This window comes from Microcoleus sp. K5-D4, assembly GCF_036704575.1.
GTDB lineage: Bacteria > Cyanobacteriota > Cyanobacteriia > Cyanobacteriales > Microcoleaceae > Microcoleus.
Genome location: NZ_JAUBSD010000071.1, coordinates 1 through 13,882, shown reverse-complemented (window position 1 = coordinate 13,882; position 13,882 = coordinate 1). Strand labels below are relative to the sequence as shown.

Sequence of the window (13,882 nt, the reverse complement as noted above, 5' to 3'; positions counted from 1 at the left end):
CTGGTGTAGAAAAGGCGATTTATATTTTCTTGAGTCCGATCGACCTAAGTGCATCGTCCGCAATCGCCGCTAAACCTGTTCCGGTGGCGATATCTAGAACAAGCTTGCCCGATCGCACTTTTGCCAATTCTACTAACCGAGTTGCAGCCTGTTTGTGAAATTCCTTCTCGTAGTCGGGCGGTTGTTGAAGTCATTGAGAATCTGCCGTTTGTAGGCACTTAACGAGTCAGTCATGCCGAATTACTGGTTTAACTTTCTACATTGTGACAGTTATGGTCGATCGCGACTCTCGTCGCAGGTGACATCAGCCGGCAATCTCTACAATGCCCGCAAATGTATGCAAAACCGCTACTGAGTATCAACTCTCCGGCAACAAACACCCGCCCAACTGGGATCGCGAAGCTGTAATCCGCTACAATCTGTGTTTGGTAAAGAATTTTTACAAGTTCACAGCCCATTACAGCCTTTGCGGCTTGTACTACCCAACCTGCCTGAAAATATGGATTTTGCTACTCTTGCTGCCCAGCTAAATGCTGGAACTATCTTGCCAGAGGGAATTGTCATCATCACCCTCTTGGTGGTTCTCGTCGGCGATTTAATCGTAGGCCGCAGTTCCTCGGGTTGGACTCCCTACGTTGCCGTTGCGGGTTTGTTGGCCGCCGTCGCTGCCTTGTGTTTGCAGTGGGATAACACGGATACCATCTCGTTTCTGGGCGGTTTTAACAGCGATGCCTTGAGTTTAGTGTTTCGCGGAATTATCGCTTTGAGTACGGCTGTCACTATTTTGATATCCGTCCGCTATGTACTGCAAACGGGTACTGCTTTAGCGGAATTTATCGGCATTTTGCTGACCGCTACTTTGGGGGGAATGTTCCTCAGCGGCGCTGATGAATTGGTGATGATTTTTATTTCGTTGGAAACTCTGAGTATCTCGTCTTATTTGCTGACGGGTTACACAAAACGCGACCCGCGTTCCAATGAAGCTGCTTTGAAATATTTGTTAATTGGGTCGTCTTCTTCGGCGGTGTTTCTCTACGGGCTTTCGCTGTTGTACGGGTTGTCTGGCGGCGAAACTAAGCTGAGTACGATCGCGGCTAACCTTTCTACTGTGGATGAAGGTCAATCTCTCGGTTTGGTGATTGCTTTGGTTTTTGCGATCGCCGGCATTGCCTTCAAAATCTCTGCGGTTCCCTTCCACCAATGGACTCCTGACGTTTACGAAGGTTCTCCTACACCGGTTGTTGCCTTCCTTTCTGTCGGTTCCAAAGCAGCCGGTTTTGCCCTAGCAATCCGCTTGTTAACAAGTGCTTTCCCCGCACTTACCGAACAGTGGCACTTCGTATTCACGGCCTTAGCCATTCTCAGCATGGTGTTGGGAAATGTGGTTGCCCTCGCCCAGACTAGCATGAAGCGGCTTTTGGCTTATTCGTCGATCGCCCAAGCCGGTTTTGTAATGCTGGGTTTGATTGCAGGAACAGAAGCCGGTTACTCCAGCATGATATTTTATATGTTGGTTTACCTGTTTATGAACTTGGGTGCTTTCGCCTGCATCATCCTGTTCTCGCTGCGGACAGGAACCGACCAAATTAGCGAATACTCGGGTTTGTACCAAAAAGACCCGCTGTTAACTTTAGCCTTAAGTATTTGCCTGCTTTCTCTCGGTGGAATTCCGCCCCTGGCTGGATTTTTCGGCAAAATCTATCTGTTCTGGGCCGGCTGGCAAGCAGGACTTTACGGCTTAGTTATTCTGGGATTAATTACCAGCGTAGTTTCGATTTACTACTACATCCGCGTTGTCAAGATGATGGTAGTAAAAGAACCTCAAGAAATGTCAGACGCGGTAAAAAATTATCCCGAAGTTCGTTGGAACCTTCAGGGAATGCGGCCTTTGCAAGTCAGCGTTGTACTCACCTTGGTTGCGACAACATTGGCGGGAATTTTGTCGAACCCTTTGTTTAATTTGGCTAATGATGCTATTACCAAAACTCCCATCTTGCAGTCGGCATTGAGTCATGTGCAACCTGTTGCGGCTGCGAAAATTGAATCGAATTTGGTGTCTCGCCGGGATTAATTTTTCCTGGTTTTGAAATAGTGGAAAACGCCTGACTCTTTGAAGTTGGGCGTTTCTTTTTTGTTGTGATATACTGTTAATTATGATTTTTAACCGCAGATGTAGGCAGATTAACGCAGATTAACGCAGATAAAAGTTAGTACAGAGGCAATAATGTTAGTACAAAGTAAGGAAAAGTTTTATACTCCAGATGAGTACCGGGAGTTAGAGGAAACTGCTGAGTTTAGAAATGAATACCGCGATGGAAAAATTGTAAAAATAACTGGTGGTAGTATTAATCACAGCCAGATAATCGCTAATATTTATGCGTTCTTAAAATCTGCTTTGCGGGGAAAGAATGCCAGACCATTTATGAGCGATTTGCGGTTGTGGATTCCTCGGTATCGACGCGGGACTTATCCAGATGTGATGGTAGTTGAAGGAGAATTAGTTTGCACAGAGGGACGGAAAGATGAAATACTCAATCCTGTGCTGATTGTGGAAGTGTTTTCTAAGTCTACCAAGGATTTCGATCGGGAGGATAAGTTTCGGTTTTATCGATCGATCCCTGAATTCAGTGAATATGTGTTAGTCAATCAATCTGAGTTTTTAGTCGCACAATATATTAAAACCGAATCAAATGAATGGTTGTTTCGGGAATATGAGGGAGAATCAGCAATAGTTTCCTTCGCTTCAGTGGAAGTGAAAATGTCGATGCTCGATATTTATGAGCTGGTTGTATTGGAAACCCAGGAAACAGAAGTATAAGAAGAAAATTAATGCTATTGGGGGATGCGAATATCAAGAGACTCGACTGCTGAATCAAATTTATTCAGTAGTAATCGAGATTGTTACCAAGAAGTCGGGGATTTCGTTGGTTTGCACGTGAGTTTCCAAATTTAAATTAAGAGTAAAAGTAGATGAATGTAATTTGGTTACTATTAAAAGCTTCTTGGTTAAATGTTTCCATCGCCATACTCACAGGCTTAATCAGCGGCGGTTGCAGCGCTATGTTAATTTCCCTAATTAATCGGGCAATTAGCGACAATTCCAATGGTAATTTAGTCTGGTATTTTGCGGGATTAGCAATCTTGGCTCTTTTGAGTGGCTTTGTATCCCAATTTTTATTAATTTATCTCTCTCAAGAAGCTGTTTATAATTTGCGTCTGAGTTTGAGCCGTGGCATTTTGTCTACTCCTTTGCGGAATTTGGAAGAGTTGGGCGCTAACCGCTTGCTGGCAACTCTGACTGATGATGTGGGAACGCTTTCTAATACTATATTTTTGATTCCTTTTCTTTGTGTTGATCTCGCCGTTGTCGTGGGCTGCTTAACTTATTTAAGCACGATTTCGGGTACGGTTTTTGTTGTTGTCTTTTGTTTTTTGGTGCTGATGATTGGCACGGTGCAGTTGTTGCTCAGCAAAATGCGGAAATTCTTCGATTTAGCCAGAGAAGAACAAGATACATTATTTAAGCATTTTCGCAGTATTACTGATGGGATTAAGGAACTTAAACTGCATTCGTTGCGCCGCCAAGAGTTTTTTACGGAACAATTGCAGGTGAGTGCTGATGCTTCCCGCGATTATAACGTGACTGCTTTGAATACTGGCGCAGTTGCGATTGGAGTCGGTCAGTTGCTGTTTTTTATGCTGATGGGTTTGCTGCTGTTTGCTTTGCCGAAATTTGTGCCAGTTTCTACACCTGTTTTGTCAGCTTATATTCTGACAAGTACCTATTTGATGTCTCCATTTCAGAATATTTTGCAAAGGTTGCCGGCAATTTTTCGTGCTAATACTTCGGTGGAGAAGATAGAGAGAATGGGATTGGCTTTGGCGAGTCAAGCTGAGATAAATTCAACGGTTAAACCGTTTCCAACTGCTGAGTGGGAGACGCTGGAGTTAAATCGAGTAATTCACAGCTATCCGGGAGAAAAAGAAGACAGCAATTTTATTTTGGGCGAGCTTAATTTGAAGTTTCATCCGGGTCAATTAGTGTTTATAATTGGCGGTAACGGCAGCGGTAAGTCAACTCTCGCTAAGCTAATCACTGGTTTGTACATTCCTGAATCGGGAAAAATTATCTTAGATGGCCAGCCAATTACTGATGAAAATCGAGAGTGGTACAGGCAGAATTTTTCTGCGATTTTCTCGGATTTCTATCTGTTTGAAAGGCTTTTGGGGATGACTAATCACGATTTGGACAAGCAGGCGGCTGAATATTTGCGAGAGTTTCATTTGGAGAATAAAGTTCAGGTGAAAGACGGAGTTTTGTCAACTACGGCTTTGTCTCAGGGACAGCGAAAGCGGCTGGCTTTGCTGACTGCGTATTTGGAAGATAGACCCATTTATTTGTTTGATGAATGGGCTTCGGATCAAGACCCGTTTTTCCGCGATATTTTTTACAAGCAGTTGCTACCGGAGTTGAAGCGGCGGGGGAAAACGGTGTTTGTGATTAGTCACGATGACCGCTATTTTGATTTAGCCGATCGCGCAATTAAACTAGATTACGGTAAAGTAGAGTATGACAGATCAAATGGATAAGTACCGAATTGTCGAAACTTTGACCGAAAGCCAGGTTTCCGACTTGATGGATTTGTACAAAAACGAGTTTTGGAGCGACAAGCGGACGCGGGAAGATGTTGTGAAAATGCTGGCGGCAACTGATGTTATCATTGGTTTTGTCGATGAGAGCGATCGACTAATTGGCATTACCCGCGTCATTACCGATTTCGTATACAGAGCCATGATTTTTGATGTGATTATCAAGCCGAGCCACAGAAAGATGGGAATGGGTGCGAAGTTGATGGATGCAGTTTTAACTCATCCCAAACTGCAAGCTGTCGAGCATTTTTATCTTAATTGTTTGCCGAACATGATGCCGTTTTACGAGCGTTGGGGTTTCTCGGATGATGTGGGCGAACTAAAGTTTTTGCGGCGCACAACAGGCTAAACTCAGCCCTGTAAAAGCCCCAATTTTTCTCGAATTACGTCTTCTTTGAAACCTACTAAAACAGCGGTTCCATCTTTAACGAAAAGAGGACGCTTGAGCAGCATCGCATCCTTAGCAAAAGCATCTACCCACTCTTCGCTAGTCCAATTTTTCTTGTCATCGTCCAAAGCGCGGTAAGATTGACCGGATGTATTTCGCATGGGTTGAAAACCCAAAGCAGCTACCCAGCTTTGAATTGTTTCGCGAGTCGGCGGCTGTTCTTTGGTGTTAATGAACTCGTAATTAACCTCGCTATCTTTGAGCCACTGGAAAGCTTTTTTGCAGGTTCCGCAGTTCGGGATTCCGTAAACTTGAATTGACATAATAATGATGGTTGACTGTTGACTGTTTACTGTTTGCTAATAACAACTAACAACTGACAACTGACTAATGACTACTGACTAATCTAGCTTGTTGAACCCATTTTTGCACGCGATCGACTGAAGGAGTCAAGTCATTGCGCTGCATTGTTGCTACGTGCAGCCTTAAAACTTGTTGGTGCAATCTCTCCACGGGCATTTGAGCCAATTGAGCCGGAGAAGCAACGCCGGCGTGAAGTAACAGCCCGCAATACTGACACCCTACACTTGGAATTCGAGCCAAATTTGCCATCGCTACCCATTTATTAACATATTGAATGTTAATCTGTAATTGATTGGCTAGCAACACTTTCGCCGCTGGCGTTTTCGTCATGCGAATTAGTTGCCCGGTTGTGGTGATGCTGCACTCTTCTAGTTGAGATTGGTTTTCCTTGCTCAATCCCGGTAAGTGTGCGATCGGCCAATCGCACACTTCCACAGAAGTTTGAGGAGTTTTATGAGAAACTTTCATGTTTTTTCAGTTAATTTTACTTATACTTTAAAGTCTAAAAGATCAAACCGTCAATATAGGCGATCGCTCACGTCACCCAATCAACAAAAACCAGACTAAGGAATTTGACTAATTGCGGGTGTTGTGACCTTTCTGCTAATTGCCTGCAAAGTAGCACTTTCAGCCTGTTTTTCCTGCCTGTGGATCAGGATTCCTGCTTAACCAAATCATCCCCGCGATGACGACAAAGACTATAAAAAATACAGCCTATAAATGCTAGCACAAAAGAAGTTCCTGATGATAATTTTAGCCAAAATGGCTGCCATTGGCAGTCAGAATTTTAGTGCTTTAATGCTGAGAATGCAAAAACTTGTGGCTGACTGCAAACCCAACTCAAAATTATAGGTTTTTACCCATGAAAATTACACAAGGTGATGATTTGTTAACTAATACTCTACACCAACGGCGGCAAAAACTGGCTCGTTTAATTAGTTTTCCGGTGATTTTATGGTCGGGGCGCAGCGTTCCTCGCAATTATCCGGCACTTACTTATCCCTTTCGTGCCAGCAGTCACTTTCTATATTTTGCTGGTTTGCCCTTAGAAAATGCTGCCATTCGCTTAGAATCGGGGAAATTAGAATTGTTCTTAGATGACGCACCTGCTAGCAGCACGCTTTGGCACGGAGAAATGCCGAAAAGAGCAGAAATTGCCGAACTAATTGGGGCTGATGGTGCTTTCCCAATGGCCGAATTGAAAGCACGATCGATCAATGCAGCAACGATCGCCGTTCAGGATTCTTGGACTCAGTTGCAACAGTCTCAAATTCTCGATCGCCCTCTGGCACCGCCCAACTCGCCAACCGGAATCGACCTAGAATTAACTCAGGCGATCGTATCTCTGCGCCTGAGCCACGATGCAGCCAGTTTGGCCGAATTGCGTCAAGCTGCGGCTGTCACGGTAGAAGCTCACAAAGCGGGAATGGCGGCAACTCGAAATGCTCAAATTGAAGCAGGGGTGCGCGCTGCAATGGAAAGTATCATCATCTCCAAAAATATGACCTATGCCTATCCTAGTATCGTGACTGTGCATGGAGAAGTGCTGCACAGCGAACATTATCACAATTCCCTACAAACCGGAGATTTGTTGTTAGCAGATGTCGGTGCGGAAACATCAACGGGATGGGCGGCTGATGTGACGCGCACTTGGCCAGTTTCTGGCAAGTTTTCTCCGACTCAAAGAGCGATTTATGATGTAGTTTTAGCAGCGCACGATGCTTGTATTGATTACATTAGTCCGGGCGTGGAATATCAAGACATTCATCTATTAGCTGCTCGAATTATGGCGGAAGGATTGGTTGATTTAGGTATTTTGCGGGGCAATGTTGAAGATTTGGTAGAAATGGATGCTCACGCGCTATTTTTTGTCCACGGAATCGGACATTTAATCGGTTTGGATGTTCACGATATGGAAGATTTAGGAGATTTAGCTGGCTATCAAGAAGGAAGAACGAGAAGCAGTCGGTTTGGGTTGGGATTTTTGCGCTTGAATCGAGTTTTGCGTCCCGGAATGCTGGTATCGATCGAACCGGGATTTTATCAAGTGCCGGCCATCTTAAATAACCCAGAAAACCGCGCCAAATATGAAGATTTTGTTAAGTGGGAGGAGTTGGAAAAATTTGCCGATGTGCGGGGGATACGCATAGAAGATGATATACTTGTCATCGATGAGGGTAGAGAAGTATTGACAGGCAAATTGCCCACAAAAGCTCCGGAGATTGAGGAGTTAGTTGCGGTAAATACGTAAGTAGAGCCTAGCTCGATCGCACATACGCAGTTCCATCAGGGGTGAAAAAAAATAAATAAAGATGAAAAAAGGTTGGCAAAAAAGTCTTTTGATATTAGTTAAAAAAGTGTTCTCGCAAGTCAGAAAACTCCCAGCACTAATACTTCCACGCAGTGTTCGTAAACCTATATCCTCGCGGCCGCCGATGCAAGCTGCACCTTTGCCCAGCAACGAAGAACAGAGGCTAGAAGCACTTCATCGCTACGACATTCTAGATACAGAGGCAGAAGCAGCTTTTGATGATCTAACAGCTTTAGCATCTTATATTTGCGGCACTCCTATTGCTTTAGTAAGCTTAATAGATTCTAACAGACAGTGGTTTAAATCAAAAGTCGGTCTGGAAGCACCCGAAACTCCGAGAGAGTCAGCTTTTTGCGCCCACGCTATTTTAAATCCCAACCAATTGCTAGTTGTACCCAATGCTTTAGATGACGATCGCTTTGCCGCCAATCCGCTAGTAACTTCCAATCCAAATATTCGGTTTTATGCTGGCGCGCCGCTAGTAACTCCTGACGGTTATCCGATCGGCACTTTGTGCGCGATAGATACAATCCCTCGTAATCTCAGCCCACAACAGCTAGAAGCGCTACGGACTTTAGGACGGCAAATTATCAACCACATGGAGTTGCGAATCAATCTGACTAAATTAAAGCGCGCACAGATCAGGAACAAACAAGTAGAAGAAAAACTCCGTTCTACCGACGAGCAAATTGTCAATTTTTTAGAAGGAATGAGCGATGCTTTTTTTGCTTTCGACACCCAGTGGCGATTTACTTACGTCAATTACAAAGGATCACAATTTTTGAAGCGATCGCAGGAAGAACTTTATGGTAAAAATTTTTGGGAAGAGTTTCCCGAGTTCGCAAATTCGGATTTTTATAAAGAGTATCATGAAGCTGTAGCTAAACAAATTGGAGTGGCTTTTGAAAAATATTATCGCCCCTTAAAAGTGTGGTTGGAAGTCCGGGTTTTTCCTTCTCACGACGGCATTTCTGTGTTTTTTCACGACATAACCAAGCGCAGGCAGATGGAATCTGCACTCAGGAAAGAACAGAAAAAAACTGAAAGTTTACTGCTAAATATTTTGCCAGAACCTATCGCCCACAGGTTGAAGCATAAACCGGGGGTGATTGCTGACAAGTTTGAAAAAGCAACAATTCTTTTTGCTGACTTGGTGAATTTTACCCAAATTTCTACTACCATGTCCGCCACTAAATTAGTATACTTACTGAATGAAATTTTCTCAGCTTTTGACCAACTGAGTGAGAAGCACGGCTTAGAAAAAATCAAGACGATCGGGGATGCTTACATGGTAGCAGCCGGTATTCCCATTGAACGTCCAGACCACGCAGAGGCGATCGCCGAAATGGCGCTGGATATGCTAGCAGCAATTAAGGAATTAAATGTGAAGCTAGATGCGAAATTTGACCTTCGCATCGGGATTAATAGCGGCCCGGTGGTAGCGGGGGTAATCGGGACTAAAAAATTCATTTACGATTTGTGGGGAAATGCCGTGAATACAGCCAGCCGCATGGAATCTCACGGCATAACAGGTCGCATTCAAGTCAGCCACTATACTTATGAGTTGCTCCACGATAAATATGAATTTGAAGATCGTGGCGAGATCGAGATTAAAGGTAAAGGGGAAATGCGGACTTATTTGCTGACTGGTAGAAAAACAGCAAGCGAGCTCAAAATCTCAGAGTAAATAAAACTAAGACTTGAAAGTACCTGATTGTTGAGGGAAACTCCGGAGGCTGCGATTAATCGCCTCGAAGGCGCGATCGCCCTGTGGCAGAACGGCTGCTGCAGATCAACCAAATAAGATTATGCTATAGACAGAGATATCGGAGCAATCCTAGGCGCGGTACTCGACGTTATAAAAATACTAAGTTGAAGTCGTCGGAGCCTTTAATAATGGTTCAATTTCATATTCAAACAGATAGCGATATTCCAGCATCCACCCAACTATTCAATCAAATCAGGTTTGCGATCGCCTCGCGACAATTTCCGCCCGGACACCGCTTGCCCAGCACCAGACAGCTAGCCATGCAGACGGGTTTGCACCGCAACACCATCAGCAAAGTATACCGCCAGCTCGAAAATACCGGACTCGTAGAAGCCCAAGCAGGATCGGGCATTTACGTCCGCGCCCTAGGCAACGAAGGCGGCAACAAACTCAAATCTCCGATCCTCGAAGAATATCCCCTTGCCAACAAAATAGTGCAAGGCAGTATCGATCAACTGCTGGGACAGGGCTGTACGCTCAACCAAGCGAGGGAATTATTTTTGGCCGAAATTGACTGGCGGCTCAGGTGCAGCGCCCGAGTGGTCGTCACAGCCCCCACAGAAGACATCGGCGTGGGTGAACTGATGGCGAAAGAACTCGAACAAGCTCTTCGCATTCCCATACAGTTAGTGCCGATGGAACAGCTAGGTACTTTTTTGGATCAAATCTCTTCGGGAACTGTGATCACGAGCCGGTATTTTATCGGAGAAGCAGAATCGATTTCGGCACCGCGTTCGGTGCGAGTTATTCCCGTAGACATTTACGACTACAGCCAGGAAATCCAGCTAGTCGGGGGTTTGCCGAAAGACAGTTATTTGGGTCTCGTTAGCCTGAGTCCGGGAATGCTGCGATCGACCGAAGTCATCATCCACAGCATCCGGGGAGAGGATTTGCTGGTGATGACGGCCTTGGTGTCAGACGAGTACAAGATTAACTCGATCGTGCGATCGGCCAGAACAATTTTTTGCGACCAACCGAGTTTTGCTACAGTTAAAGCTGCAATCAATGCGGCTAGAGAAGATATTATTCGTCCCCCGCAACTGATATGCTCCGAAAATTACATCGGCTCTAAGTCGATTAATTTGCTCAAGCGCGAGTTGGGCTTGGGATGACGAAGGAAGAAGGCAGAAGGCAGAAGGCAGAGGGAAGAAGGAAGAAGGAAGAAGGCAAAAAAACAATTCAACTTTTTTAAGTTACCAATCCCAATGCCCAATGCCCCAATCCCAATGCCCAATGCCCAATTACCGATTACCAATTACCCATTAGAATTATCCATGACAATTGAAATCCAACCTTCAATTAATGTTAAAACGGCGATCGAAAGCCGCCGGGCCGCGCGCAGCTTCAAACCCGATCCGATTCCCCCAGCAATATTGGCAGAGATTTTGCGGTTGGGAGTGCGATCGCCCTCTGGTTACAACTTGCAGCCTTGGCGGTTTATCGTACTTCAAGACTCAGCCAGCAAAGAAAAATTAAAAGCTTGCGCCTTTGATCAGCGCCAAGTGGTAGAAGCCCCAGTAGTATTAATCTGTTGTGGCGATCGACGCGCCGCCAGGCCCGAAAACACCGAAGCTGTCATCGAATTGGGCAAAGCCACAGGGGCAATGAATGACAATTTAGCCGGTTATATGCGACAAGCAATCCCGCAATTGTTCGAGAACCGTCCCTGCTTCGACTCCCTAGAAGCTTGGACAAACAGACATACAATGCTCGCAGTAGCCCACTTAATGATTGCAGCTAAAAGTTTTGGGGTAGACAGTTGTCCGATGGAAGGTTTTGTCAGCGCTAAGGTGAAAGAAGTTTTTCAAATTCCCGAAGAAGTAGATGTTTGCTGTTTGCTGCCGCTTGGTTATGCAGCAGAACCTTTCAAACAATATGGCGGACGTTTTGACGTGACTCAAGTTTATTACAGCGAAAGTTATGGACAGGCTTTGCAAGCTGAGATTTGAGAGTTAAGATTTTGTTGCAACTTGAATTTTAAGAATTAAGATTTGGAATGAATCGGTGCCCTAGTTCAAACAAATCAAAAATCCCGACAGTTCGGCAATCTAAAATCAAAAATCCCAAATCTAAAATCGAAAGTGGTGATATCAGAGAGAGGAAAAAATATGACAGCAGCAACGCGACAAAGCAACGCACAAATTCTCGAAGTAAAATTGCAGCAACACTTGCAAGCAGCCGGATTTAAAAACTTACCGCTTTATATTAGTTGTGATTTTCGAGATGAATCTTTAACGGTTGTGGGAGAACACCCGCGCAGTTTAGTTCTCAAAGCCAAACCGACTTTTGCGGTGCTAGAAGCAGCAATTCTCGAAATAGAACCAGAATCTATTCAACAGATTGGACTTTGCCTAAAAATTACCGGGCAAAAACAGCCTTATGCTTTCCATTCTTTTACCATGCACAACCCTGTTTTGTCAAGACCAAAAACAGTGCAGTTGTTCAAAAAAACCGAGAATACCCCCGCAGAAGAAACAGGGATAGTCTTAACAGAAAATGTTGCTCAGACGGCGGATGTAGAGGAGGAGATACCGTTAGAAACGGATGGGAAAGATGCGTGGGCTGAAGAATATTTCCCCAATTTGTCTGAGAGTTCCAGCAATTCCGATCCGATCGCCTTTAAAGTAGCTGCCATACCGACAGATATTGCAGACAATCCCTTCAATCCGCTGGATATGGAAGCGGTAGCAGTTGCCCAAAAACCCAAGCATTCACCGTTTGCGATGCTGGCTGCTGCAGGAATGGTCAGCATGGCGGCGCTAATTTTGGCAGGCGGTTATTATATGCTGAGCCGCCCCTGTGTCATCGGAGAATGTACAGCATTAGCTAATGCCAAACAGTTGAGCGATAATTCGACGAAGACGCTGAAAACGTCAAAAGTTGCCAACAGCCCCCAAGAAGCGCAGCGACAGTTAAAACAGGCGATCGCCCTTTTAGAACCGATTCCCTCCTGGTCAATTCATCGCGGTGAAGCTCAAAGCGCCCTGGAAAGCTACCGTTCGCAAAATCAGAATTTAAACTCTGCGATCGATGCAGCGCGCCTCGCACAGTCAGCAGCCCAGAAAACCCAAAATCCGCCTTATTCTGCCGAAAACGGACAGGAAGCGCAAGCTCTGTGGCAAAGTGCGATCGCCGAACTCGGAGAAATCCCCACAGACAGCCCAGTTTATCCGTTTGCTCAGAGAAAGACAAAAGAATACGGGAAGAATTTAGCAACTGGAAATCGCCAGTTAAGCACAGAGAAAAAAGCCGAAAAAACGCTGCTCGCGGCCAAAAGTAGAGCCCAAATAGCAGAAGCTCGCGAAGCAGTAGCTCAGACAGCCGAGACTTGGGATCAAGTGCAATCAGGTTGGGAAGAATCCCTCGACATCCTATCAGAAATTCCCACGAGCACGACATCTTACCAACAAGCTAAACTGTTAGTTCCTAAATACGAAACAAAACTTTCAGAAGCTCGCGAGCGCAAAAATGTCGAAGGAATTTCGGAAAATGCGTATACTCAAGCTGTGACGTTAGCAGCGGAAGCTCGAATTTTTGAGGGGAAAAACGCCTGGTTTAAAGCATCAGAATCCTGGCGAAGAGCTTTGAGTTACGCGGAGCAAGTGCCAGCGGCAACTGCCTATTCTCAGAAAGCCCAACCGCTGATCGCTTCCTACAAAACTTCATTGCAGCAAGCAGAAGTAAGGTTACAGGAAGAAAGGAACCTACAAAAAGCCCGCACTGATTTAGATAGAACTTGTAAAGGCAACCCCAAGATTTGCGACTATACTGTTAGCAAAGATTTGATTGCGGTACAGATGACTCCTAATTACGTGCAGAAACTGCAACAAACTTTCATTCAAGCAAACAACAACAATGCTGTGAAGTCTCGCCAAGCTGTAGAAAAGCACGTTCAAACGTTGCAAAAAGCTTTGGAGGCGATCGCCGAAAACGCCAAAATCCCGATGCAGGTGTACGATGGCGAAGGCAAGCGGATTGGGAGCCACGAACCGAAATAGTTGTATTTGTAGGGTGCGTGAGGGCGAAAAATTTGTCAGAACGATCGCAATATTTACACTCACGCATCGCCAGCAATTTCATCCGCAGTCAATCCCGCTTGAAAAACTTGTTGCGCCGTCAAATTTAACTCTGGAAAAGTTGGCGACTCAATCCTATCATTTCCCCGAAACAAACTCACCTCATACTCGCCGTCAACCAACTGATAAACCGATATCGTTGGTTGCTTGGGATTGCCAATAAACCTGCGACCCCCCAAACCGAGATAATCTACAATCCAGTATTCAGGAATCCCGATTAGTTCGTATTCGCCGACCTTCCTGATGTAGTAGACCTCTTGCAAAATAATTTTATGCTATAATGAAGGGTTTGGCTGAAGTGGAGCAGATTGCAGGTTATAGCTAAT

The 13,882-nt window shown here is 45.0% G+C and carries 12 protein-coding genes and 1 pseudogene; 9 read left to right on the top strand and 4 right to left on the bottom strand.

Annotation, left to right across the window (positions count from 1 at the left end; translation table 11 throughout):
• Window positions 1-44: 44 nt before the first annotated feature.
• On the bottom strand, window positions 45-194 hold the full coding sequence (locus QUA77_RS20405) for a hypothetical protein (RefSeq protein ID WP_333452124.1): 150 nt from the start codon (window positions 192-194) through the stop codon (window positions 45-47).
• A gap of 305 nt (window positions 195-499) precedes the next feature.
• Here QUA77_RS20405 and QUA77_RS20400 point away from each other — a divergent pair, with 305 nt between their 5' ends.
• The 4 genes from QUA77_RS20400 to QUA77_RS20385 all read left to right on the top strand — a co-directional run bounded on the left by QUA77_RS20400 (window position 500) and on the right by QUA77_RS20385 (window position 4,999).
• The gene (locus QUA77_RS20400) at window positions 500-2,071 is read left to right on the top strand and encodes an NAD(P)H-quinone oxidoreductase subunit N (protein ID WP_333452146.1); all 1,572 of its coding nucleotides are present in this window, start codon (window positions 500-502) and stop codon (window positions 2,069-2,071) included.
• Window positions 2,072-2,224: 153 nt separating this feature from the next.
• Window positions 2,225-2,818 carry a Uma2 family endonuclease gene (locus QUA77_RS20395; RefSeq protein ID WP_333452123.1) on the top strand — a complete coding sequence of 198 codons (594 nt, stop codon included), beginning with the start codon at window positions 2,225-2,227 and terminating at the stop codon, window positions 2,816-2,818.
• 152 nt (window positions 2,819-2,970) lie between these two features.
• Window positions 2,971-4,590: a cyclic peptide export ABC transporter gene (locus QUA77_RS20390; RefSeq protein WP_333041058.1), complete on the top strand. Its 1,620-nt coding sequence runs from the start codon at window positions 2,971-2,973 to the stop codon at window positions 4,588-4,590.
• Entirely contained in the window at window positions 4,571-4,999 is a 429-nt protein-coding gene (locus tag QUA77_RS20385; RefSeq protein ID WP_333452120.1) for a GNAT family N-acetyltransferase, read from the top strand. Before QUA77_RS20390 ends, QUA77_RS20385 begins: the two co-directional genes overlap by 20 nt.
• 2 nt (window positions 5,000-5,001) lie before the next feature.
• On the opposite strand, the gene QUA77_RS20380 is transcribed toward QUA77_RS20385, so the two are convergent.
• Window positions 5,002-5,361, bottom strand: coding sequence for a Spx/MgsR family RNA polymerase-binding regulatory protein (locus QUA77_RS20380; protein WP_333452118.1), 360 nt, complete (start codon window positions 5,359-5,361; stop codon window positions 5,002-5,004).
• 64 nt (window positions 5,362-5,425) lie between these two features.
• Window positions 5,426-5,869: a DUF4332 domain-containing protein gene (locus tag QUA77_RS20375; protein WP_333452116.1), complete on the bottom strand. Its 444-nt coding sequence runs from the start codon at window positions 5,867-5,869 to the stop codon at window positions 5,426-5,428.
• Between the two features lie 394 nt (window positions 5,870-6,263).
• Here QUA77_RS20375 and QUA77_RS20370 point away from each other — a divergent pair, with 394 nt between their 5' ends.
• From QUA77_RS20370 to QUA77_RS20350, 5 genes are all read left to right on the top strand, one after another.
• Entirely contained in the window at window positions 6,264-7,652 is a 1,389-nt protein-coding gene (locus tag QUA77_RS20370) for an aminopeptidase P family protein (RefSeq protein WP_333452114.1), read from the top strand.
• Between the two features lie 61 nt (window positions 7,653-7,713).
• Window positions 7,714-9,399: an adenylate/guanylate cyclase domain-containing protein gene (locus QUA77_RS20365; RefSeq protein ID WP_333452112.1), complete on the top strand. Its 1,686-nt coding sequence runs from the start codon at window positions 7,714-7,716 to the stop codon at window positions 9,397-9,399.
• A gap of 209 nt (window positions 9,400-9,608) precedes the next feature.
• Complete coding sequence (locus tag QUA77_RS20360; RefSeq protein ID WP_333144854.1) at window positions 9,609-10,592, top strand: GntR family transcriptional regulator; 984 nt, start codon at window positions 9,609-9,611, stop codon at window positions 10,590-10,592.
• Window positions 10,593-10,706: 114 nt separating this feature from the next.
• A complete protein-coding gene (locus tag QUA77_RS20355) occupies window positions 10,707-11,429 on the top strand; it encodes a nitroreductase family protein (RefSeq protein WP_333452110.1) in 723 nt (240 codons plus the stop codon).
• 159 nt (window positions 11,430-11,588) lie between these two features.
• Entirely contained in the window at window positions 11,589-13,478 is a 1,890-nt protein-coding gene (locus QUA77_RS20350; RefSeq protein ID WP_333452108.1) for a hypothetical protein, read from the top strand.
• A gap of 59 nt (window positions 13,479-13,537) precedes the next feature.
• Here the strand turns inward: QUA77_RS20350 and QUA77_RS20345 are convergent.
• Window positions 13,538-13,804, bottom strand: a pseudogene (locus QUA77_RS20345) (Uma2 family endonuclease); the annotation flags it as partial.
• Window positions 13,805-13,882 lie beyond the last annotated feature (78 nt).

Excerpts from the sequence above, each read along its gene's own strand:
- QUA77_RS20360 (WP_333144854.1), top strand. The coding sequence starts at position 9,609 with ATGGTTCAATTTCATATTCAAACAGATAGCGATATTCCAGCATCCACC.
- QUA77_RS20380 (WP_333452118.1), bottom strand. The coding sequence starts at position 5,361 with ATGTCAATTCAAGTTTACGGAATCCCGAACTGCGGAACCTGCAAAAAA.
- QUA77_RS20355 (WP_333452110.1), top strand. The coding sequence starts at position 10,707 with ATGCCCAATGCCCAATTACCGATTACCAATTACCCATTAGAATTATCC.
- QUA77_RS20405 (WP_333452124.1), bottom strand. The coding sequence starts at position 194 with ATGACTTCAACAACCGCCCGACTACGAGAAGGAATTTCACAAACAGGC.
- QUA77_RS20370 (WP_333452114.1), top strand. The coding sequence starts at position 6,264 with ATGAAAATTACACAAGGTGATGATTTGTTAACTAATACTCTACACCAA.
- QUA77_RS20350 (WP_333452108.1), top strand. The coding sequence starts at position 11,589 with ATGACAGCAGCAACGCGACAAAGCAACGCACAAATTCTCGAAGTAAAA.
- QUA77_RS20385 (WP_333452120.1), top strand. The coding sequence starts at position 4,571 with ATGACAGATCAAATGGATAAGTACCGAATTGTCGAAACTTTGACCGAA.
- QUA77_RS20390 (WP_333041058.1), top strand. The coding sequence starts at position 2,971 with ATGAATGTAATTTGGTTACTATTAAAAGCTTCTTGGTTAAATGTTTCC.
- QUA77_RS20365 (WP_333452112.1), top strand. The coding sequence starts at position 7,714 with ATGAAAAAAGGTTGGCAAAAAAGTCTTTTGATATTAGTTAAAAAAGTG.
- QUA77_RS20375 (WP_333452116.1), bottom strand. The coding sequence starts at position 5,869 with ATGAAAGTTTCTCATAAAACTCCTCAAACTTCTGTGGAAGTGTGCGAT.
- QUA77_RS20400 (WP_333452146.1), top strand. The coding sequence starts at position 500 with ATGGATTTTGCTACTCTTGCTGCCCAGCTAAATGCTGGAACTATCTTG.
- QUA77_RS20395 (WP_333452123.1), top strand. The coding sequence starts at position 2,225 with ATGTTAGTACAAAGTAAGGAAAAGTTTTATACTCCAGATGAGTACCGG.